This is a genomic window from Bacteroides acidifaciens (assembly GCF_024623065.1).
Classification (GTDB): Bacteria; Bacteroidota; Bacteroidia; order Bacteroidales; family Bacteroidaceae; genus Bacteroides; species Bacteroides acidifaciens.
This window is the reverse complement of the sequence record NZ_JANJZR010000057.1, coordinates 1-18513: the sequence shown is the minus strand read 5'-3', so window position 1 is coordinate 18513 and position 18513 is coordinate 1. Positions and strand designations below refer to the sequence as shown.

Genomic DNA, 18513 nt, shown 5'->3' with positions numbered 1-18513 from the left:
TTGGGTAGAGGGGGGGAGAGGGAGAAAATCTGTGATATGCTATGAGCTAATTCAGATATGCTATAATGAAAATCAGATATGCTATGAGCTAAAATAATGATGCTGATAGCATATCAACAGATTTTTTTACTTCTTATTTCAAGTACCATTCGTACATTTTCCGTACGCCTTCCTCGATTTCGATTTTATGATGCCATCCGAGCGCGTGCAGCTTTGAAGGGTCGGTCAGTTTCCGCATAGTGCCGTCCGGTTTACTGCTGTCGAAAGTCAGTTTACCTTGATATCCTACGGTTTCTACGATACTTTCGGCTAGTTGGCGGATTGTGATTTCCTTACCGGTTCCGATGTTGATGTGGCAGTTACGAATGTCTTTGTCACCTTCTTTATAGGTATCCTTGAAGTCCACATGTTCCATGACGAATACGCTGGCGTCTGCCATTTCTTCGCTCCAAAGGAATTCACGAAGCGGAGTGCCTGTACCCCAAAGCGTCACTTCCGTGTCGCTGATACCATATTTTCCTAGAATAGCGAGGATTTCTTCTTTGGAGCTGTCACCATTGACACCTTCTACTGGACGCAGGTTCATATCCTTGCGTACAGCTTCCCAATTGCCTTCTTTCAAACAGTGAGCCAGATGGATTTTTCGAATCATGGCAGGCAATACATGGCTGCGTTCCAGGTCGAAGTTATCATTCGGACCGTAGAGATTGGTCGGCATTACAGCGATATAGTTTGTGCCATATTGCAGGTTGAAGCTCTCGCACATTTTCAGTCCGGCAATTTTGGCGATTGCGTACGGCTCGTTGGTATATTCCAACGGTGAAGTAAGTAATACATCTTCCTTCATCGGCTGTTCGGCATCGCGTGGATAAATACACGTGCTGCCGAGGAAGAGCAACTTTTTCACGTTGTGGCGGAAACTCTCTCCGATAACGTTCTGTTGAATTTGCAGATTTTTGTATATAAAGTCGGCACGGTAGATGCTGTTTGCCATGATGCCTCCTACAAAGGCGGCGGCAAGGAATACATATTCCGGCTGTTCTTCATCGAAGAATTTGCGGACAGCCATTCCATCCAGCAAGTCGAGCTCTTTGTGCGTGCGGCCTATCAGATTGGTGTATCCTTTATCCTGCAAATTCTTCCAGATAGCAGATCCCACAAGTCCGCGATGTCCTGCTACATATATCTTTGCATTCTTTTCCATTTTATCTTTTATTAGTTCACCACAGAGGACACGGAGGGCACAGAGGAAAAAATAAAATCCTCCGTGTCCTCTGTGTCCTCTGTGGTGAAATGAAATTCATTTAATGTTTGGTGGCTATCATGCGTTTTACCTTCTCCATATCGTGGCGGACCATGATACTTACCAGTTCTTCGAATGAAGTCTTGCACGGATTCCATCCCAATAAAGTTTTCGCTTTAGTCGGGTCGCCCAACAATTGTTCCACTTCCGACGGACGGAAATATTTGGGGTCAACTTCTACCAGAGTCTTTCCGGTAACTACATCGATGCCTTTTTCGTTCACGCCTTCACCTTCCCAACGAAGTTCGATACCTGCCTCTTTGAAAGCCAGTGTCGCAAACTCGCGTACAGTGTGCATTTCTCCTGTAGCAATCACGAAATCTTCGGGAACATCATGTTGCAGAATCAACCACATACATTCTACATAATCCTTGGCATATCCCCAATCGCGGCGTGCATCCAGATTACCTAAATACAGTTTATCTTGTTCTCCCTGCGCGATACGTGCGGTAGCCAAAGAAATCTTACGGGTAACGAAAGTTTCGCCACGGCGTTCGCTCTCATGGTTGAACAAGATACCGTTTACAGCGAACATACCGTAACTTTCACGGTAATTCTTAGTAATCCAGAAACCATATTGTTTGGCTACCCCGTACGGAGAGCGGGGATAGAACGGAGTTGTTTCTTTTTGTGGCACTTCCTGCACCTTGCCGAACAATTCGGAAGTAGAAGCCTGATAGATGCGGGTTTTCTTTTCCAGTCCCAGGATGCGTACTGCCTCGAGCATACGCAGTGTGCCGACAGCATCCGCTTCGGCTGTGTATTCGGGAACGTCGAATGAAACTTTTACGTGGCTTTGGGCGGCCAGATTGTAGATTTCATCCGGTTGCACCTGTTGGATAATACGGATTAACGAACTGGAATCTGTCATATCCCCATAATGCAGATTGATAGTACGTTTTTGTTTCATGTCGCGCACCCACTCGTCAAAATACAAATGTTCAATACGTCCTGTATTGAACGAAGAAGAACGACGGAGAATACCGTGTACTTCGTAACCTTTTTGCAATAAAAACTCGGCAAGATAAGAACCATCCTGCCCGGTGATGCCTGAAATTAGGGCTTTTTTCATACGCTATGTTTTTAATAATTGAAAATGTAGGTGCAAATGTCGGCATTTTTTGCTGTATATGCAAACCACTTTTCATTTATTTTTCAGCACAGTTGTTCAGCACGGTTTTTGCTCACCATTTTGTCGATAATCAGCGCAATAGCTCCGTCACCAGTGACGTTGCAAGCTGTTCCGAAACTATCCATTGCAATGTAAAGAGCAATCATCAAGGCTTGAGCCGATTCATCGAAACCGAGCATGGATTGTAGGATTCCCAAAGCAGCCATGATAGCCCCGCCAGGAACGCCCGGCGCCGCCACCATTGTGATTCCCAACATAAAGATAAAACCGGCAAAGAGGGGGAAGTCGAACGGTATTCCTTGCATCATCATCAACGCCAGTGCGCAAGCTACGATTTTCAGCGTACTGCCCGACAGATGAATCGTGGCACACAGCGGAATTACGAATCCTGCAATATCTGCCGAAACTCCGTTCTTCTTCGTCTGTTTCAACGTTACGGGAATGCTAGCGGCCGATGACTGCGTACCCAACGCCGTGAAATAAGCCGGCATCATCTTACCGAGCAGTTTGAACGGATTCTTGCGTACAAACAGTGCCGCAATGGAGTATTGGAAAACCAACAGGAATATATGCAGGACAAAGATTACTCCGATGATTTTGATAAATACCATCAAGATAGAATATACTTGTCCCGAATGTGTCATATTCAGGAAAATGCCGAAGATGTAAAGCGGCAATAAAGGCAGAATCACCGCACTAATCATGCGGACGATAATCTTCTGAAAATCCCGTGTCACATTCTTCAACGCATCGCTGTTCAGCGAAGCGAGCCCTAACCCGAGCGTGAAAGCGAGAATCAAAGCCGTCATCACATTCATCAACGGGGGGATGGATACGGAGAAGTAGGGGAGAATCCCTTGTGCCTCGCTCACCTCTTCGAGTGGCGCGCCCGGTTCGATAAGCGACGGAAATATCGTGACTCCGGTAAAATAGGAGAGAAAACCCGAAAACAGAGTAGCCCCGTAAGCAATCAGAGCAGTGATGAGCAGCATCTTTCCCGCGCCTTTGCCAATGTCGGCAATAGCCACAGCGACCAGTCCGAGGATAATCAACGGAATGGAGAAATTCAGAAATTCACTGAAAATACCGTTGAAAGTGACGAATATCCGTACCAGCGGAGCCGGGAAAAAAGTGCCGATGGCAATGCCTAGAATGATAGCGATGACAATACGGGCCAGTAAACCGATTTTGATTTTCTTCATTTCTGTTTCTATTTGTTGCCCGCAAAAATAATATTTTAATCTAAATATATTGAACAAATGTTCATTTCAATTGTTACTATGACAAACATTATTACAAAATATACAAGTTATGGCAAATCAGAATAAAACAGATATAGGGCTTATCGGCTTGGCTGTGATGGGCGAGAATCTTGCTTTAAACATGGAGAGTAAGGGATGGTATGTATCGGTTTATAACCGTACCGTTCCCGGAGTGGAAGAAGGAGTAGTAGACCGCTTTATGAACGGCCGGGCAAAAGGCAAAAATATCGAAGGATTCACAGATATAAAAGCTTTTGTAGACTCAATAGCTACTCCCCGGAAAATAATGATGATGGTTCGTGCCGGAAGTCCGGTAGACGAACTGATGGAGCAGCTTTTCCCATTGCTCTCATCCGGTGATATTCTTATCGACGGTGGTAATTCCAATTACGAGGATACCAACCGCCGTGTCGAGCTTGTCGAATCGAAAGGTTTCCTTTTCGTCGGCAGTGGCGTGTCCGGTGGTGAAGAAGGGGCTTTGAACGGTGCTTCCATCATGCCCGGCGGTTCGGAAAAAGCATGGCCGGAAGTGAAACCGATTCTTCAGAGCATTGCGGCAAAAGCGCCGGACGGTACTCCTTGCTGCCAATGGGTAGGCCCGGCTGGTTCCGGTCACTTCGTGAAGATGATTCACAACGGTATCGAATATGGTGACATGCAACTGATTGCCGAAGCCTATTGGGTAATGAAGAAACTGCTCGATTTGAACAATGAGGAAATGGCAGACGTTTTCGCCCGTTGGAACGAAGGCAAACTTCGCAGTTACCTTATCGAAATTACTGCCAACATCTTGCGTCATAAAGACAAAGCCGGCGGTTATCTCATTGATAAGATTCTGGACGCTGCCGGACAGAAAGGAACAGGCAAATGGTCGGTCATCAATGCTATGGAACTCGGCATGCCGTTAGGACTGATTGCCACAGCCGTGTTTGAACGCAGTCTCTCCGCCCAGAAAGATTTGCGCCGCCTGGTTTCCAAACAATTCCAGTGCCAAGATACACAACCTATATATAATAAGGTGGAACTCGTCAAGGATATTTTCTCTGCTCTTTATGCTTCCAAGCTCGTCTCCTATGCCCAAGGATTCGCTGTGTTGCAACGTGCTTCCGACGCTTTCGCTTGGCATCTCGACTTGGCTTCCATTGCCCGTATGTGGCGTGGTGGATGCATCATCCGCAGCATATTCCTGAACGACATTGCAGCCGCCTTCGAAGCCACCGACAAGCCTAAGCACTTGTTGTTGGCTCCTTATTTCAAGGAAGAGATGAAAACGTTACTTCCCGGTTGGAAGAGCCTCGTGGCCGAAGCTATGAAAGAAGAACTTCCTGTTCCTGCTTTCTCTTCCGCCTTGAACTATTTCTATTCGCTCACTTCTGCCGATTTGCCCGCCAACCTTGTACAGGCACAGCGTGACTATTTCGGCGCGCATACTTTCGAACGTAAAGACGAGTTGCGCGGACAGTTCTTCCACGAAAACTGGACGGGCCACGGTGGCGATACGAAGTCAGGCACGTACAATGTCTGACAGGATATGATGAGTGATAAGATTGTTTTATAAGTAAGAAATAAAAAGCGACAATGGATAAATTTGCAATGATTATCTTCGGTGCGTCCGGCGACCTTACCAAGCGTAAATTGATGCCCGCCCTTTGCTCCCTCTTCCGCGAGAAGCGGTTGACCGGAGATTACAGTATCGTGGGTATCGGGCGTACAATCTACTCTGACGAGGATTACCGTTCATATATATTAGGTGAACTTCAGACTTTTGTGAAGTCTGAAGAACAGGATGCGGCATTGATGGATGCCTTTGTCTCTCATTTGTATTACCTGCCAATGGACCCGGCAAAAGAAGAAGGTTACCTGACACTTCGTCAACGGCTAGTAGAGTTGACCAACGAGGTAGATCTTGATAACCTGCTGTTCTATCTTGCCACTCCGCCGTCACTTTATGGCGTAGTGCCCCTGCATCTGAAAGCAGCCGGACTCAATACTCCTCATTCACGTATCATTGTTGAGAAGCCTTTCGGCTACGACCTCGAATCGGCACGTGAACTGAACAAAATCTATGCTTCGGTCTTCAACGAACAGCAGATTTACCGTATCGACCATTTCCTTGGCAAAGAGACTGCCCAGAACGTACTGGCTTTCCGTTTTGCTAACGGTATCTTCGAACCGCTCTGGAACCGGAACTATATCGACTATGTAGAAATCACTGCCGTCGAAAATCTCGGTATCGAACAGCGTGGCGGATTCTACGAAACGGCGGGAGCCTTGCGTGATATGGTGCAGAACCATCTTATCCAACTTGTAGCCCTCACGGCTATGGAGCCGCCTGCTGTTTTCAACGCTGATAATTTCCGTAACGAAGTCGTGAAGGTCTACGAATCTCTGACTCCGTTGGATGAAGAAGACTTAAACGAACACATCGTTCGCGGACAATATACTGCTTCCGGCAGCAAGAAAGGATACCGTGAAGAAAAAGGCGTATCCCCCGATTCGCGCACGGAAACTTATATTGCCATGAAATTGGGTATCGGTAACTGGCGTTGGAGCGGTGTTCCGTTCTACATCCGCACAGGCAAACAAATGCCGACAAAGGTGACAGAAATCGTTGTGCATTTCCGGGAGACACCCCACCAGATGTTTCATTGTGCCGGTGGAAACTGTCCACGGGCAAATAAATTGATTCTTCGTTTGCAGCCAAACGAAGGAATAGTCCTCAAGATTGGAATGAAAGTCCCCGGTGCAGGCTTCGAAGTCCGTCAGGTGACAATGGACTTCAGTTATGCCCAGTTGGGTGGTGTGCCTAGTGGCGACGCTTATGCACGTCTGATAGACGACTGTATCCAGGGTGACCCGACCTTGTTTACTCGAAGTGATGCAGTGGAAGCCTCATGGAAATTCTTCGAACCGGTACTCCGTTATTGGAAAGAGAATCCCGATGCACCTCTTTACGGCTATCCTGCAGGTACGTGGGGACCTTTGGAAAGTGAAGCTATGATGCACGAACATGGAGCTGACTGGACGAATCCCTGTAAGAATTTGACAAACACAGATCAATATTGTGAATTATGAGACTAGAAGTTTTTCCCTCGTCCATAGAGGCGTCCCGGGAGTTGATACTCCGCCTGGTGGAAATCATAAAAGAAGAACCTGGCAAGGTGTTCAATATAGCGGTGAGCGGTGGCAACACCCCTGCTCTGATGTTCGACTTATGGGCGAATGAGTATATGGATATTACTCCCTGGAACCGCATGCACATCTATTGGGTGGACGAACGTTGTGTGCCGCCCGCTGACTCGGACAGTAATTATGGGATGATGCGTAACCTTCTTTTAGGATTGGCTCCTATTCCTTATGAGAATGTATTTCGTATTCGTGGTGAAGCAAAGCCTCTGAAAGAAGCTGTCCGCTATTCAGAATTAGTCAAGAAGCAAGTGCCGTTCAAGCAAGGTTGGCCGGAGTTTGATATTATATTGTTGGGGGCAGGAGATGACGGGCATACTTCTTCCATTTTCCCCGGACAAGAAGATTTGTTGACTTCCAATAACATTTATGTGCTCAGCACCCATCCCCGCAACGGACAAAAACGTATTGCAATGACCGGCTATCCCATTCTGAATGCCCGTCATGTCATATTCCTGATAACGGGAAAAAGCAAAGCGGATGTAGTAGAAGAAATCTGTAATTCGGGTGATACCGGACCAGCAGCATACATTGCCCATCATGCACAGAATGTAGAACTGTTTATGGATAAAGGAGCTGCTTTGTATATTGATGACCTGAATAAAAAAGATTTAAACTAAACAAATGCCGGAAAGTATGTTTATCGGCAATCGAGGAGAGTTACACTTTCGTAATCTCCTCTACTATATATTCATCTTTTACTTTCTTGCAAGTACATACAAAGTATTCAGGATGTTGCAACGCTCCTTTTAAAGTATCAGGAAGAATTATTTCTTTCGTACGACGGTCTACTGCAACCATTGCGTATAAGATTCCTTCACTTTCACATTTCTCTATTAGTGCACTTTTCAACTCTTCTACAGCATATTCCATTTGTGTGATATTTTGTCGCTGCAAAGTTATGGAAAATATGGCTCAATCCGAAATCCCGGTGCACGGATTTTGCGAAAAGTGTTAGGCTCAGTCTGAAAATTGGGGGGATTTGATTCAGTACACAGTCATATCCCTAAAAAAAGATTCATTCCGGTGCGTGGCTGAATCAAAGCAGTACTGAAGTAAGCCGAACCATGTACTTGAGTTCCTCAAGTCTCCTATATCATTTCATTAAGTGTAGTACTTGTTTCTGTCAAGTCTCCTACTTGTTACAGCCAAATCTCCTACCAAATATAAAAAGAAAAAAAACACCTTCAGCCTTCAGTTCTTCAAAAAGCCCCTTTTCATCGGTGTTTTGGGCTGAAGGCACTCCTGAAGACAGAAGTGTATGCCTCCGGCTCATTTTTGCTCACATGGTGAATCTATATACCCCACTTGGTGGGCATATAGATCCATCATGGTGGATATATATATCCAGTACGGTGAGTATATATACCTACCACGATGAATATATAGCTCTACTGTCAAGTCTGAAAAAACTGAATGCGCTGAAAGCACTCCCCCTGGCTACAACCTATTCTCGCAGGGGGTGTTTTGGTTCATTTCCGCACGGGAATGAATCATTTCTTAGGGATATGGCTGTGTACTGAACCAAATCCCCCAAGAATTACAACTGATCCTCGATTATAATTTGTAAATTGCTGTATATCTGTTATAAAAATGGCTTCCTTGTTCGTCCGCCGACGAGGAAGCCATTCAACACAAAAACTAAACTAGACTAATTATTTTGTTTCTGATACAATGACCTCATTTTCAGAATATATACCTATGCCATATTTATGTCTTGGACAAGAATACGGAAATAAACTGTTTATGTACTGTCTAAATATCTAGGTGTCATATGAATGAATAATAAGGATTTACCATGTAGCTAAGTTATTTACATTGCCATATTTATCTACTGTACATCGAAAATGCGTGCGTATCGTTGCTCCAAATGAGTTTTGCGCATCAACATATGATTGAATAATCACAGATTCATCATCATTAATTTTATATTTCGATTCATCATCAAATTCCGTCGCAAATTTGGCTGTTGAGGGAGATTTTAACTGTAGCTTTACTTCATTTTTTGATGCTTCGAAAGCATTTCTAATTAATCTTTCTTTTTTTACTTTCTCATTATCTGCAACAGTATATTTTTGCTTACTTTCTTGATAATTATTGAATGCCACTCCAAACACGGAGACAACTGTGATTGCTAGAATAATTCTAAAATATCCACTTTTAGAAATATTCATGAATAATTTGTCTCGTAAATAGGGCACTATCTTATTTGTTAAGATCAATGCTATTATAGCTAATCCTATAATGAACTTGATTAATAATTGTGCGTTCATGTGTCTTGATTTAAATTTATTGCCTAACCTACATTTCTTTCATTCTTTAGCATAGCCAGTTCACCCTTTAATTTTTGGTTTTCTTCCAAAAGCCGTTGAGTAAGCACTGTCTTCTCATTGATTTCATCCTGCAAATTGGCTATGGTATATACTATACTTTTCAATTTCTCCATTCCTGGTTCTGTTTCTTCTTTTTGAAGAAGCATGAAGCCTTTTCCTCTTAACAGCCATTCTGCGGATATTTCTTCATTTGAGAATAATATAGCATTGACTGTAGTCAAACTAAGTTCTCTCATTCCATTTAATTGGTTGGAGAATGTGTTGTCTTTTAATCCACATTTCATTGCAAATGCTCTTGTACTAAGTCCGTAGTATGCAATAATGTCTTTAATTCTTGTAATCATATGCAGTTTGTAAAAGTTAAATTCTCTCAAATGAGAGAATAATTTAAGTTTTAAATTTGCACATTCTCTCAAATGAGAATATATTTGCATCATAAATCAATCAATCATACAAACATACAAAAATTGATTGATAAAACAAATGTGAAACTCAATAAATGTGACAAACATGAAAAGATTTGATTTATCCGAAATAATGAGAAATGCTCATAGAACCTATAAGTATTCAGGCAAAAAGCAGGGAAAAACTTTTGGAGAGGTTCTGAAAGCTACCTGGAGACTTGCAAAACTTCAAGAAAATTTCTCACAGGAAGCCATGAAAGCAAGAACGGATAAATTCTTATCAGAAAGAAACGAGGTAATGAACAAAGCGGCTAAAGCTACAAGACATGAGGGATACAATAACCTCAGTATTCCCGCTTCCGCTTACTATAACTCAAATAGTACTCATTACGGTGCACATTATGTCGGAGATTAATAACCAATAAATATTTAAATTATGGAACTACAAAAATTTACTAAAGAACAGCTTATTGAGAAAGTAGAAGAACTGTCTATGAATCTTGATAAAAGTACCACTAACGAGGCTGAATTAAAAGCGAAAGCTATCGAGAATGAGATGATTATTGGGGAACTACGTGCTGAAAATGAATCATTGAAGAATGAAGTGAAGGTACAGAAAGAATCAACTGATATGTATAAAGAATGGTGGCAAAGTGAGTCCGATAAACTTGCAAAGGTTAAAGATTCTCTGGCTGCTGCTTCTGTTGTTCTTCGAGCGATAACAAATGAAGCAACTAAATAACCCTCACTAAAGTCAAACCAAACCGCCGGTTATCCGGCACCCAGTCCGGTCTTTGAGCCTGCCCTTGAAGGGAGACTGGGAACAACAGAGAAGAGTTCTTTGACATATTGGTAAAATGGTGTTTTGGAAGCCGACACGTGCCGAAAGGGATTACTGACGTAGGCGGGCTTCTCAACGATATAATGCTGTGGTTAATGGTCAAGCCGTATCGTTGTAAAACTAAATCAGTTAGACGTTTGTCGGCAAATCGAGGTATTTGCTTTATGTATATAAAGGTGATGTAGCTCAGGCAGGTTAGAGCGCTGTGTGTGGTGGATGGTTGAGAGTTCGAGTCTCTCAAGAAATACTCTTAGCTTAACGGAAGAGCACCACAAGCAGAGGTCGGCGGTTCGAATCCGCTCATCGCTTCAAGTTTAATTTAAAATTTAATTGTATGGAAAAAGAAATTCAGAAACGCAGTATAATCAATGTTTTGCGAAACATGGATGTCGGTGATGAAGAAGTGTTTCCCATTACTCAAAAAACGTCTGTGGTTTTCACTTTAAATCAGAGATTATATAAAGAAAAAGGGGAAGGCATGTCCTGGACTACTAAATCTTATGTTCAGGATGGAATATTTAAGGTTACTAGAACTACTTAACTTATTTGCTTATTGAGATGATTAGAGGTGAAATGGCTGAAATATTGCTGGATAACATTCTCCGATTGTTTTCGACAGAGATATTCGGAAAAGATAAGTCAGCATACTATGTCGGTGGCGAAAAAAAGTTGATTAGTCTCATTGAAGCAGGTAAGATTGAAAGTGATAAGCCTGTAAATGTTCAAAATGGTAAATGGCATTGTAATGCTGCTCAGGTATTACTTCATTGCCGATGTTCGAGAAAGAAAGTTAAACCTAAAAAACGGAAGAGATGAAAAAAATAAAATTCATTCATAACATTTTTACAGTAGTTGCCATATTGGTAGCTATGTATATAGGTGGGGGAATCGAAGCTACGCGAAGTGATATCGCCTGGTCATATCTCATATTCATTATAACTGTTGTACTATTGGCTGTGAGATTCGAATATGAGGAAAGGGGAAGAATATAAAAATAGCCTGTGAAGGTTTGCATTGCTTAATTTTAGTATTTGTCATGTTTATTTAGCCCGGTTCGCCGGGCATCTGCCGGGGTAGCTCAGTTGGTCAGAGCGCATGGCGTACATTCTTGGGAGAAAAACAGAAAATTATAGGCGTTCTGAAGCCTTTCAGAATAATGAGTATGTTTCCAACGGTGTACTAGAAGTCGTCACATGAGGTCAGCGGTTCGAATCCGTTTCCCGGCTCAACTCAATCAGAGTTAAGTAACCCGTGAGGGGGAAAATTATGTTTGTATCAATAACAATCAATCAATGTAGCCAGAATCGTCTGGCTACGAATTGAAGGAATTGCGGAATAGGTAGACGCGCTACTCAACAATAGGGAGTGTCAGCCCTTAGATGTAGTGAGCATGACAACTCATCTCGGTTCGAGTCCGGGTTCCTTCACAGAGAATTTTTCTTTTTATGTTTAACTAATGTTGCCAGCGAAAAGGACGCTGTAGGGTTAAAGCCCCTGTTATTTGAGTTTTAATTGTTCTATACTATTCCGGTGTGCTTTGAACGGCTATCCGGAAGCAAGAAGCTCGTGAGAGTGCTATTTAATAGTTAATGTCGTGTTTTATTTTGTGTTTGTGATTGGGGTGTATGGTCTGTGAAGATAGTGCACCTTTTTAATTAATCGGGCGGATATGTATATCGTTGGCTGAAACTACGGTGAGGTGCACCAATATTCCGTGAGACCGGTTCGACTCCGGTTCCGTCCACTAGCATTTACATTATGTATAAATCAGGGAGCCGTACACCCTTCAAGCGTAGCCGTTCCATAAGGTACATTGGATTATTCATTTTCTTATTTTTCTGCCTGTACAATATCGTACAGGCAGTTTTTACTACCTGAAAATGGCGTTAAAATGGCGAAGTTTCTGTTTGCTAAACTTGTCAATAACGATTACCTTTACTGATGTAATGAACTAAAAGTCAAACCATTAAATTAGAATTATGACAGCGAGAAAAAACACTGTATCAACGGTTCAGAATGAAGAGAAGAAGAATAATTCTATCAGACCGCTTCTAGCTTCTGAAATTGAATGTAGGGTTGGTACTATGAAACCGGACGGTTCGGGCTGCTCCTTGCTATTATACAAGGATGCTCGAGTAGACATGAGAATACTTGATGAAGTGTTCGGAGAAATGAACTGGAAACGGCACCATGATGTCGTTAATGGGAATCTATTCTGTACGTTGTCCATTTGGGATAATGAAAAGAAGGAATGGGTGAGTAAACAGGATGTTGGGACAGAATCTAGCACAGAAAAAGAGAAAGGGCAGGCTTCGGACGCCTTTAAACGTGCAGGATTTAACTGGGGAATTGGGCGTGAACTTTATACGGGTCCTTTCATTTGGATTCCACTTGAGAAAAATGAAATATATCAGAGCAAAACAGGTTCTCCTGCTCTATACACCAAATTCAGTGTAAAAGAGATTGGTTATAACGAGCAAAAGGAGATTATTTTACTTGTTATTGTGGACAATAAAAACCGCGTTCGTTTTGCTTATGGTAATACAAAGGAAAAAGTATATGCTCCCAATGTTTCTGCTTCAAACGCTTCGGGCAAAGTATATACTGGTGTAGACCTAGATCGTGCAATTAAACAAATGACTGGTGTTAAAAGCCGCGAAGAGCTTGAGAGAGTTTGGGCTGAACATCCCGAACTTCACAATAATAAGGAGTTCAGAAACATAACTATTGACATGCAGAAAACGTATCCTCCTAGAAATTGATAATAATGATAGAATTAGTGAAATCCAGTGTGGTTTTCAATGAGGAAAACCACACTTATATGCTCGGTGAAAAACAGTTGCAAGGTATAACCGGTATGATTAGCCGGCAGTTGTTCCCTGACAAATATAAAGATGTCCCCGATTTTGTATTGAAGAGAGCTGCAGAGAAGGGTAGCCTTATTCATGCTCAATGCCAGTTTGCTGATGTAACAGGCTTACCTCCTGAAAGTATTGAAGCTATTAATTATATCAGGGAAAGAGTAAATGCCGGATATAAGGCTTTTGCCAATGAGTACACTGTTTCAGATAATGAATATTTTGCATCGAATATTGATTGTGTTTGGGAAAAGGACGAGAAAATCAGCCTTGGCGACATCAAGACTACTGCAAGTCTTGACCGTGAGTATTTGAGTTGGCAGTTATCAATTTATGCCTATTTGTTTGAACTTCAAAATCCACTAATTAAAGTTGATAAATTGTTTGGAATTTGGCTACGAGGTGATAAATCTGAATTGGTTGAGATTGAGCGTAAACCGGATGCAGAGGTTAAGAGATTACTGGAGTGTGAGATTAAAGGTGAACAGTTCTTACCTAATGCTCCTGTTCCAGCCGATGAGAAGCTGCTTATTCCTATGCAATTAGTAACTACTATTATTGATATAGAGGAACAGGCGAGTTATATCGCTGAAGTGCAGAAAGGTTATAAGGAACAGCTTAAAAGTGCCATGCGTGAGAACGGTGTTAAATCATGGGATGCCGGTCGGCTGCGTGTTAGCTATACTCCCTCTTCAACGGGTAAGAGTTTTGATGCAAAGAAGTTTCAGGAAGATCACCCGGAACTATATTCTCAATATTTAAAAACATCAACTAAAGCGGATAGTATTCGTGTAACTATAAGGGAGGAAGGAAAATGAGTGTTAATAAAGTAATTCTTATAGGACGTGCCGGTAAAGACCCGGATGTGAGAACATTGGACGGTGGAGCGAAAGTAGCTTCTTTATCTTTTGCCACAACAGATAAGGCGTACACCTTACAAAATGGAACCCAAGTGCCGGAACGTACAGAATGGCATAATCTTATTTTTTGGAATAAGACTGCTGAAATAGTTGAGAAGTACGTCCATAAAGGAGATAAGTTGTATATAGAAGGTAAGTTACGCACTCGTAACTATGACGATAGCAAAGGAGTTAAACGTTACATAACTGAAGTCTTTGTTGATAGTATTGAGATGCTTACACCGAAAGTTCAGCAACAGGCTGCTCCTGTACCACCACCGTTACCAACGCAACAGCCTACACAGAGACAGCAACAACAAGTACAGCAGCCTGCATATCAGCAACAGCCATATCAACAGATACCACCGCCTGATGATTTACCATTCTAAGATATGGCAGAAGCTATTCTAACAAAACAAAATGGGGTAGTCACAATGGATAAGTCGTTTGACTACCTCTGTTCCACGCTCAAAAATGGAACTTACACTGTAAGCATCAAGAGAAAGGTAGAACCACGTACCCTGTCGCAGAACGCGCTCATGTGGCTGTGGTTTGCCTGTATTGAGAGGGAGACAGGCACGGATAAGTTGGATGTTCATGATTACTATTGCCGTAAGTTTCTTCCACGGCAAATATGTATGAATGGAAATATTGTGTCGGTTGTTGGAAGTACTTCTAAATTGAATACGATCCAAATGAAAACTTTCATGGATAAGGTTCAGGCTGATGCTGCCACCGAATTAGGAATCAATTTGCCATTGCCTGTTGACCAGTACTATAAAGATTTTATTAATGAATACCTGCATAGGTAAGTATTAACTCAAAGTTTAATTAAAATGGATTTGAATATTTCAAAAGCAAAATTGACCAAAAAGGGATGTCTTGAAGTGGTCTATGCAGACAAGGAAGGAAACGATATTGTTTTCAAGGGGATTAATCCTGTTCATCCGGATTTGAAGGATTCGCTAAACAAGCTCATACCCTACATTGTCGATATTACAGAACAGAAAGAATCCCAGTACATTAATTGGGAACGTCCAGAGTCATGTCTTGAAGATGAGTTCTTCAAAAAGTTCAATGTAACCGGCGTTAGCATTGGTGGTGATTCTTCTTTTGAGGTTTGTGTGTTGACAGGTAAGCGAACCCTTATGACGAGCAAAGTCCTTAATCTTTGTTCTCCTGGTATTGGTTTCGATCCGGACAATGAATCGTATGTGCATTGTGAGGAGTTTCGTGATGCTGTTTATAATTTCTTGTATGAAGCAGAGCTTTATGTTACAGAGAATAAATGTTCGGAGATTCAAAGGGAATTTGAATTTAAAGATGGTGAGGACCCGTTTGACAAGGTTGATGAAGCTACTGATGCAATGAATGAAGATGGTGAAGATAACGGGATATGTTCAACAGTTGAACATCATGAATTAGTATTAGAACCTGCTTCATGAAACCAATTTATGTGACTAAGACGCCCAATCTGTACCGGATTCAGTTCGAGTATCACCCAAAGTTGGTCGAGGTCATAAAGATGATACCAAGTAAGCCACGCTATGACGGAACAGACCGGGCGTGGCTTGTTAGTATCAATGATACGCGTTATCCTATTGGACGTGATGCGAATTGGTATGTGAGAGCTTTTGCGCAATGGGCTGTTCAGATGCGTTATTGTTCTACTGTCAAGGAACGTGAGGTAACTGAAGATATTAATTATGATATTCCTCCGATGAAACCTTTTGTCGGTGAACACTATATGTTACTTCAACCTTACGAGTATCAACTTGAAGGAGTACAGTATGCAATAGAGCACAAACGCTGTTTTTTCGGTGACCAGCCCGGATTAGGTAAAACATTGCAAGCCATATGTGCAGTTGTTAAAGCACATAAGGAAGCGCCCATTTATGGTGAGTCTTTTCCAGTACTTGTAATTTGCCCTGCTGCGTTGAAAGTAAACTGGCAGCGTGAGTTTAAGAAGTTCGCAGGTATGAATTCGATTATCCTTGATGACAGAAACCGACAGTCCTGGCAATCATTTTATGAGTGTAAAAGGTCTGATGGCAGTCCACTTTGTGAGGTGTTCATTACTAATTATGAATCGCTTAATAAATTTTTTGTAAAAGCTGTAAATAAGGAATCCAAGCTTACAATGAAAAGTATTGCTTTCGATCAGCGTGTCTCTTTGTTTAGGTCTGTTATCATTGACGAATCTCATAAATGCAAATCAAGTAAAACTCAACAGAGCAAATATGTTGAAGGTATCTGCAAAGGTAAACGTTATATATTCGCATTGACCGGTACTCCTGTTGTTAACAATAATACAGACTTGATACAACAGCTAAAAATATTAGGTCGATTAGAGGACTTTGGAGGTTATAGCCGGTATGTTGAAAGATATTGTGATGGTCCCAAACAGGCATCCAACGTTAAAGAACTGAATTGGCGACTATGGAATACTTGCTTCTTTCGTCGTGAGAAGTCAAAGGTGCTTACACAACTTCCGGACAAGACTCGTCAATACTTGACAGTTGATATCACTACCACCAAAGAGTATAAGGCTGCCGAGGCTGATATGGTAAAATACTTGAAGAAGTACAAGAACGCTTCGGATGAACAAGTGCAGAAATCAATGAATGGTGCCGTTATGGTGCAGATGCAGCTTTTAAAGCAGATATCTGCCAGAGGTAAAATCAAGGCTGTTTGTGAATTTGTCCATGATGTTATCGACGGTGGTGAGAAGCTGATACTTTTCGGTTACTTGAAAGAAGTTGTAGCAGAACTGAAAAAGGAATTTCCTAAAGCTGTTACTGTAACGGGTTCCGATAGTGTCAACCAAAAGCAATATGCCGTTGACTCTTTCCAAAATAATCCGGATTGTAAACTGATTATTCTGAATTTCAAATCGGGCGGTACCGGGCTTACTTTGACTGCTGCCAGTCGTGTTGCTTTTATAGAGTTCCCTTGGACTTTCAGTGATTGCGAACAGGCAGAAGATAGAGCACACCGTAACGGTCAAAAGAACAATGTTAACTGCTATTACTTCTTAGGTAAGGATACTATTGACAAGTATATGTATGATGTGATTCAAACAAAGAAGAACATTGCTAACGGTGTAACCGGAACGGATGACCAAGTAGAAGAGAATATGGTGAATCTTGCAATGGACTTGTTTAGGGATAAATTATGAAGCCATTTAGATTAGTTATAATTGGGCAGAGAACTCATATTCAGGAATACAAGAAAGAAATGTTGTTCGGTCCTGAATGGGAAACCATAATATCCTTTGTCGGTTGCAGGAACAGGTGTAAACAAATCGTTGACCTTCTAAATGAATGTGCTACGATTTCAAAAAACAAGCAGAAAAATGACTGAAGAAGATATTCGTAAATTGGAGGTGAAATATTCTGAAACCAAGATACAACACATTTGTGTAACTTGGTTCAGAGAAACGTTTCCCAATGTCGGCCCTCTACTCTTTGCTATACCAAACGGCGGCGTCAGGACAAAGAAAAGCGGTGCTATGCGTAAATATGAAGGTGCCATCGCTGGTGTTGCTGACTTGATTCTGCTTTTTCCTCGCGGTGGTAAGAGCAGTCTTTGCATAGAGATGAAAACTCCATATGTAAAAGGTAAACGTGCCGGAACGCAGTTTGATGAGCAAAAAGAGTGGCAGGCCTTAGTTGAGAAATATGGTAGTGTATATGTCGTTTGTCATGGGTTGATTGAGTTCATTAATAGCGTTTGCTATTATCTGAAAGCCGACCCTCAACCTTATATAAACAATGTCTTACGGAATTATTATAAATTGATATGACTTATATTGAACTTATCAATAGGTTTTGGGAACTTGACGAAAGCTGGCAATTTTCCTGCTGTGAAACGAGGCTTTATTTTTACTTGCTAAAAATTGCGAATCGTTTAGGCTGGGAGGATAACTGGACACGTAGTGATACAAAGGTGTCATCTGACGTGGGAGTGTCTGTAAAAGTATTCAAGTCCGCCCGAAATAGATTAGTTCAAGCAGGTCTTATTGAATGTAAACAAGGCAATGGAAGAGGCAATAAATCAATGTATTCTATCAAAGGTGTACAAAAAGGTATGCAAAATATACCACCTTTACGGCATCCTTTAGGGATACCTTTAGGGCACCCTTTAGGGACACCTTTTCAAGAAAGCTCCCCCATACCCCCTAAAGAAGAATATAAGACAGAGACAAAGATAAAGAAAGGGGGCTGACTAAAAAGTCCCCACCGAAAAAAAAGTTCTCTCTATCCGCTGATATGAGAGAACTTTTATGTATATTT

At 41.9% G+C, this 18513-nt stretch carries 21 protein-coding genes and 2 tRNA genes; 17 read left to right on the top strand and 6 right to left on the bottom strand.

From position 1 onward, the window contains the following. Window positions 1–133: 133 nt before the first annotated feature. From NSB03_RS14660 to NSB03_RS14650, 3 genes are all read right to left on the bottom strand, one after another. On the bottom strand, window positions 134–1204 hold the full coding sequence (locus tag NSB03_RS14660; protein WP_024987884.1) for a GDP-L-fucose synthase family protein: 1071 nt from the start codon (window positions 1202–1204) through the stop codon (window positions 134–136). Window positions 1205–1304: 100 nt separating this feature from the next. Next, window positions 1305–2375, bottom strand: coding sequence for a GDP-mannose 4,6-dehydratase (gene gmd / locus NSB03_RS14655; protein WP_257466470.1), 1071 nt, complete (start codon window positions 2373–2375; stop codon window positions 1305–1307). Between the two features lie 83 nt (window positions 2376–2458). Beyond that, window positions 2459–3637, bottom strand: a complete 1179-nt coding sequence (locus tag NSB03_RS14650; protein WP_024987883.1) for a dicarboxylate/amino acid:cation symporter — start codon at window positions 3635–3637, stop codon at window positions 2459–2461. Window positions 3638–3746: 109 nt separating this feature from the next. On the opposite strand from NSB03_RS14650, the gene gnd reads away from it, so the two are divergent. Genes gnd through pgl form a run of 3 tightly spaced genes read left to right on the top strand, consistent with a single transcriptional unit; the run spans window position 3747 to window position 7503 of the window. After that, entirely contained in the window at window positions 3747–5222 is a 1476-nt protein-coding gene (gene gnd / locus NSB03_RS14645; RefSeq protein WP_257466469.1) for a decarboxylating NADP(+)-dependent phosphogluconate dehydrogenase, read from the top strand. A gap of 53 nt (window positions 5223–5275) precedes the next feature. Next, on the top strand, window positions 5276–6772 hold the full coding sequence (gene zwf / locus NSB03_RS14640; RefSeq protein ID WP_024987882.1) for a glucose-6-phosphate dehydrogenase: 1497 nt from the start codon (window positions 5276–5278) through the stop codon (window positions 6770–6772). Next, entirely contained in the window at window positions 6769–7503 is a 735-nt protein-coding gene (gene pgl, locus NSB03_RS14635) for a 6-phosphogluconolactonase (RefSeq protein ID WP_257466468.1), read from the top strand. Before zwf ends, pgl begins: the two co-directional genes overlap by 4 nt. Before the next feature lie 40 nt (window positions 7504–7543). Here pgl and NSB03_RS14630 read toward each other — a convergent pair whose 3' ends face one another. The 3 genes from NSB03_RS14630 to NSB03_RS14620 all read right to left on the bottom strand — a co-directional run bounded on the left by NSB03_RS14630 (window position 7544) and on the right by NSB03_RS14620 (window position 9560). Beyond that, window positions 7544–7756: a hypothetical protein gene (locus NSB03_RS14630; RefSeq protein ID WP_024987881.1), complete on the bottom strand. Its 213-nt coding sequence runs from the start codon at window positions 7754–7756 to the stop codon at window positions 7544–7546. Window positions 7757–8676: 920 nt separating this feature from the next. Next, window positions 8677–9156 (bottom strand): hypothetical protein, encoded by a 480-nt coding sequence (locus tag NSB03_RS14625; protein ID WP_024987880.1) that lies wholly within the window; start codon window positions 9154–9156, stop codon window positions 8677–8679. A 23-nt stretch (window positions 9157–9179) separates the two neighbouring features. Beyond that, window positions 9180–9560 carry an XRE family transcriptional regulator gene (locus NSB03_RS14620; protein ID WP_257466467.1) on the bottom strand — a complete coding sequence of 127 codons (381 nt, stop codon included), beginning with the start codon at window positions 9558–9560 and terminating at the stop codon, window positions 9180–9182. A 166-nt stretch (window positions 9561–9726) separates the two neighbouring features. Between NSB03_RS14620 and NSB03_RS14615 the strand changes: the two genes are divergently transcribed. The 14 genes from NSB03_RS14615 (at window position 9727) to NSB03_RS14550 (ending at window position 18445) form a co-directional block, all read left to right on the top strand. Then, window positions 9727–10035 carry a hypothetical protein gene (locus tag NSB03_RS14615; RefSeq protein ID WP_024987878.1) on the top strand — a complete coding sequence of 103 codons (309 nt, stop codon included), beginning with the start codon at window positions 9727–9729 and terminating at the stop codon, window positions 10033–10035. A 21-nt stretch (window positions 10036–10056) separates the two neighbouring features. After that, complete coding sequence (locus NSB03_RS14610) at window positions 10057–10362, top strand: hypothetical protein (protein ID WP_024987877.1); 306 nt, start codon at window positions 10057–10059, stop codon at window positions 10360–10362. Between the two features lie 274 nt (window positions 10363–10636). Next, window positions 10637–10770: transfer RNA gene (locus NSB03_RS14605), tRNA-OTHER, on the top strand. Window positions 10771–10795: 25 nt separating this feature from the next. Further along, complete coding sequence (locus NSB03_RS14600) at window positions 10796–11002, top strand: hypothetical protein (RefSeq protein WP_024987876.1); 207 nt, start codon at window positions 10796–10798, stop codon at window positions 11000–11002. Between the two features lie 17 nt (window positions 11003–11019). Further along, window positions 11020–11277, top strand: a complete 258-nt coding sequence (locus tag NSB03_RS14595) for a hypothetical protein (RefSeq protein ID WP_024987875.1) — start codon at window positions 11020–11022, stop codon at window positions 11275–11277. 845 nt (window positions 11278–12122) lie between these two features. Beyond that, window positions 12123–12205 (top strand) — tRNA-OTHER (locus NSB03_RS14590). Between the two features lie 235 nt (window positions 12206–12440). Next, on the top strand, window positions 12441–13223 hold the full coding sequence (locus tag NSB03_RS14585) for a hypothetical protein (protein ID WP_024987873.1): 783 nt from the start codon (window positions 12441–12443) through the stop codon (window positions 13221–13223). Between the two features lie 5 nt (window positions 13224–13228). Continuing rightward, the gene (locus NSB03_RS14580; RefSeq protein WP_135036109.1) at window positions 13229–14137 is read left to right on the top strand and encodes a hypothetical protein; all 909 of its coding nucleotides are present in this window, start codon (window positions 13229–13231) and stop codon (window positions 14135–14137) included. Next, window positions 14134–14607: a single-stranded DNA-binding protein gene (locus tag NSB03_RS14575; RefSeq protein ID WP_004311527.1), complete on the top strand. Its 474-nt coding sequence runs from the start codon at window positions 14134–14136 to the stop codon at window positions 14605–14607. Before NSB03_RS14580 ends, NSB03_RS14575 begins: the two co-directional genes overlap by 4 nt. A gap of 3 nt (window positions 14608–14610) precedes the next feature. Next, the gene (locus NSB03_RS14570; protein ID WP_004311528.1) at window positions 14611–15030 is read left to right on the top strand and encodes a NinB/YbcN family protein; all 420 of its coding nucleotides are present in this window, start codon (window positions 14611–14613) and stop codon (window positions 15028–15030) included. 24 nt (window positions 15031–15054) lie between these two features. Next, window positions 15055–15663: a hypothetical protein gene (locus NSB03_RS14565; RefSeq protein ID WP_024987872.1), complete on the top strand. Its 609-nt coding sequence runs from the start codon at window positions 15055–15057 to the stop codon at window positions 15661–15663. Then, window positions 15660–17396 carry a DEAD/DEAH box helicase gene (locus NSB03_RS14560; RefSeq protein ID WP_024987871.1) on the top strand — a complete coding sequence of 579 codons (1737 nt, stop codon included), beginning with the start codon at window positions 15660–15662 and terminating at the stop codon, window positions 17394–17396. The genes NSB03_RS14565 and NSB03_RS14560 overlap by 4 nt, the downstream gene beginning before the upstream one ends. A 177-nt stretch (window positions 17397–17573) precedes the next feature. Continuing rightward, a complete protein-coding gene (locus tag NSB03_RS14555; protein WP_024987870.1) occupies window positions 17574–18023 on the top strand; it encodes a VRR-NUC domain-containing protein in 450 nt (149 codons plus the stop codon). Continuing rightward, entirely contained in the window at window positions 18020–18445 is a 426-nt protein-coding gene (locus NSB03_RS14550; protein ID WP_257466466.1) for a hypothetical protein, read from the top strand. Before NSB03_RS14555 ends, NSB03_RS14550 begins: the two co-directional genes overlap by 4 nt. The last annotated feature ends 68 nt before the right edge of the window (window positions 18446–18513 follow it).

Coding starts and splice junctions, on each gene's coding strand:
- NSB03_RS14600 (WP_024987876.1), top strand. CDS start 10,796: ATGGAAAAAGAAATTCAGAAACGCAGTATAATCAATGTTTTGCGAAAC.
- NSB03_RS14660 (WP_024987884.1), bottom strand. CDS start 1,204: ATGGAAAAGAATGCAAAGATATATGTAGCAGGACATCGCGGACTTGTG.
- zwf (WP_024987882.1), top strand. CDS start 5,276: ATGGATAAATTTGCAATGATTATCTTCGGTGCGTCCGGCGACCTTACC.
- NSB03_RS14610 (WP_024987877.1), top strand. CDS start 10,057: ATGGAACTACAAAAATTTACTAAAGAACAGCTTATTGAGAAAGTAGAA.
- pgl (WP_257466468.1), top strand. CDS start 6,769: ATGAGACTAGAAGTTTTTCCCTCGTCCATAGAGGCGTCCCGGGAGTTG.
- NSB03_RS14595 (WP_024987875.1), top strand. CDS start 11,020: ATGATTAGAGGTGAAATGGCTGAAATATTGCTGGATAACATTCTCCGA.
- NSB03_RS14560 (WP_024987871.1), top strand. CDS start 15,660: ATGAAACCAATTTATGTGACTAAGACGCCCAATCTGTACCGGATTCAG.
- NSB03_RS14550 (WP_257466466.1), top strand. CDS start 18,020: ATGACTTATATTGAACTTATCAATAGGTTTTGGGAACTTGACGAAAGC.
- NSB03_RS14575 (WP_004311527.1), top strand. CDS start 14,134: ATGAGTGTTAATAAAGTAATTCTTATAGGACGTGCCGGTAAAGACCCG.
- NSB03_RS14580 (WP_135036109.1), top strand. CDS start 13,229: ATGATAGAATTAGTGAAATCCAGTGTGGTTTTCAATGAGGAAAACCAC.
- gmd (WP_257466470.1), bottom strand. CDS start 2,375: ATGAAAAAAGCCCTAATTTCAGGCATCACCGGGCAGGATGGTTCTTAT.
- NSB03_RS14620 (WP_257466467.1), bottom strand. CDS start 9,560: ATGATTACAAGAATTAAAGACATTATTGCATACTACGGACTTAGTACA.
- NSB03_RS14565 (WP_024987872.1), top strand. CDS start 15,055: ATGGATTTGAATATTTCAAAAGCAAAATTGACCAAAAAGGGATGTCTT.
- NSB03_RS14555 (WP_024987870.1), top strand. CDS start 17,574: ATGACTGAAGAAGATATTCGTAAATTGGAGGTGAAATATTCTGAAACC.
- NSB03_RS14585 (WP_024987873.1), top strand. CDS start 12,441: ATGACAGCGAGAAAAAACACTGTATCAACGGTTCAGAATGAAGAGAAG.
- NSB03_RS14650 (WP_024987883.1), bottom strand. CDS start 3,637: ATGAAGAAAATCAAAATCGGTTTACTGGCCCGTATTGTCATCGCTATC.
- gnd (WP_257466469.1), top strand. CDS start 3,747: ATGGCAAATCAGAATAAAACAGATATAGGGCTTATCGGCTTGGCTGTG.
- NSB03_RS14625 (WP_024987880.1), bottom strand. CDS start 9,156: ATGAACGCACAATTATTAATCAAGTTCATTATAGGATTAGCTATAATA.
- NSB03_RS14615 (WP_024987878.1), top strand. CDS start 9,727: ATGAAAAGATTTGATTTATCCGAAATAATGAGAAATGCTCATAGAACC.
- NSB03_RS14630 (WP_024987881.1), bottom strand. CDS start 7,756: ATGGAATATGCTGTAGAAGAGTTGAAAAGTGCACTAATAGAGAAATGT.
- NSB03_RS14570 (WP_004311528.1), top strand. CDS start 14,611: ATGGCAGAAGCTATTCTAACAAAACAAAATGGGGTAGTCACAATGGAT.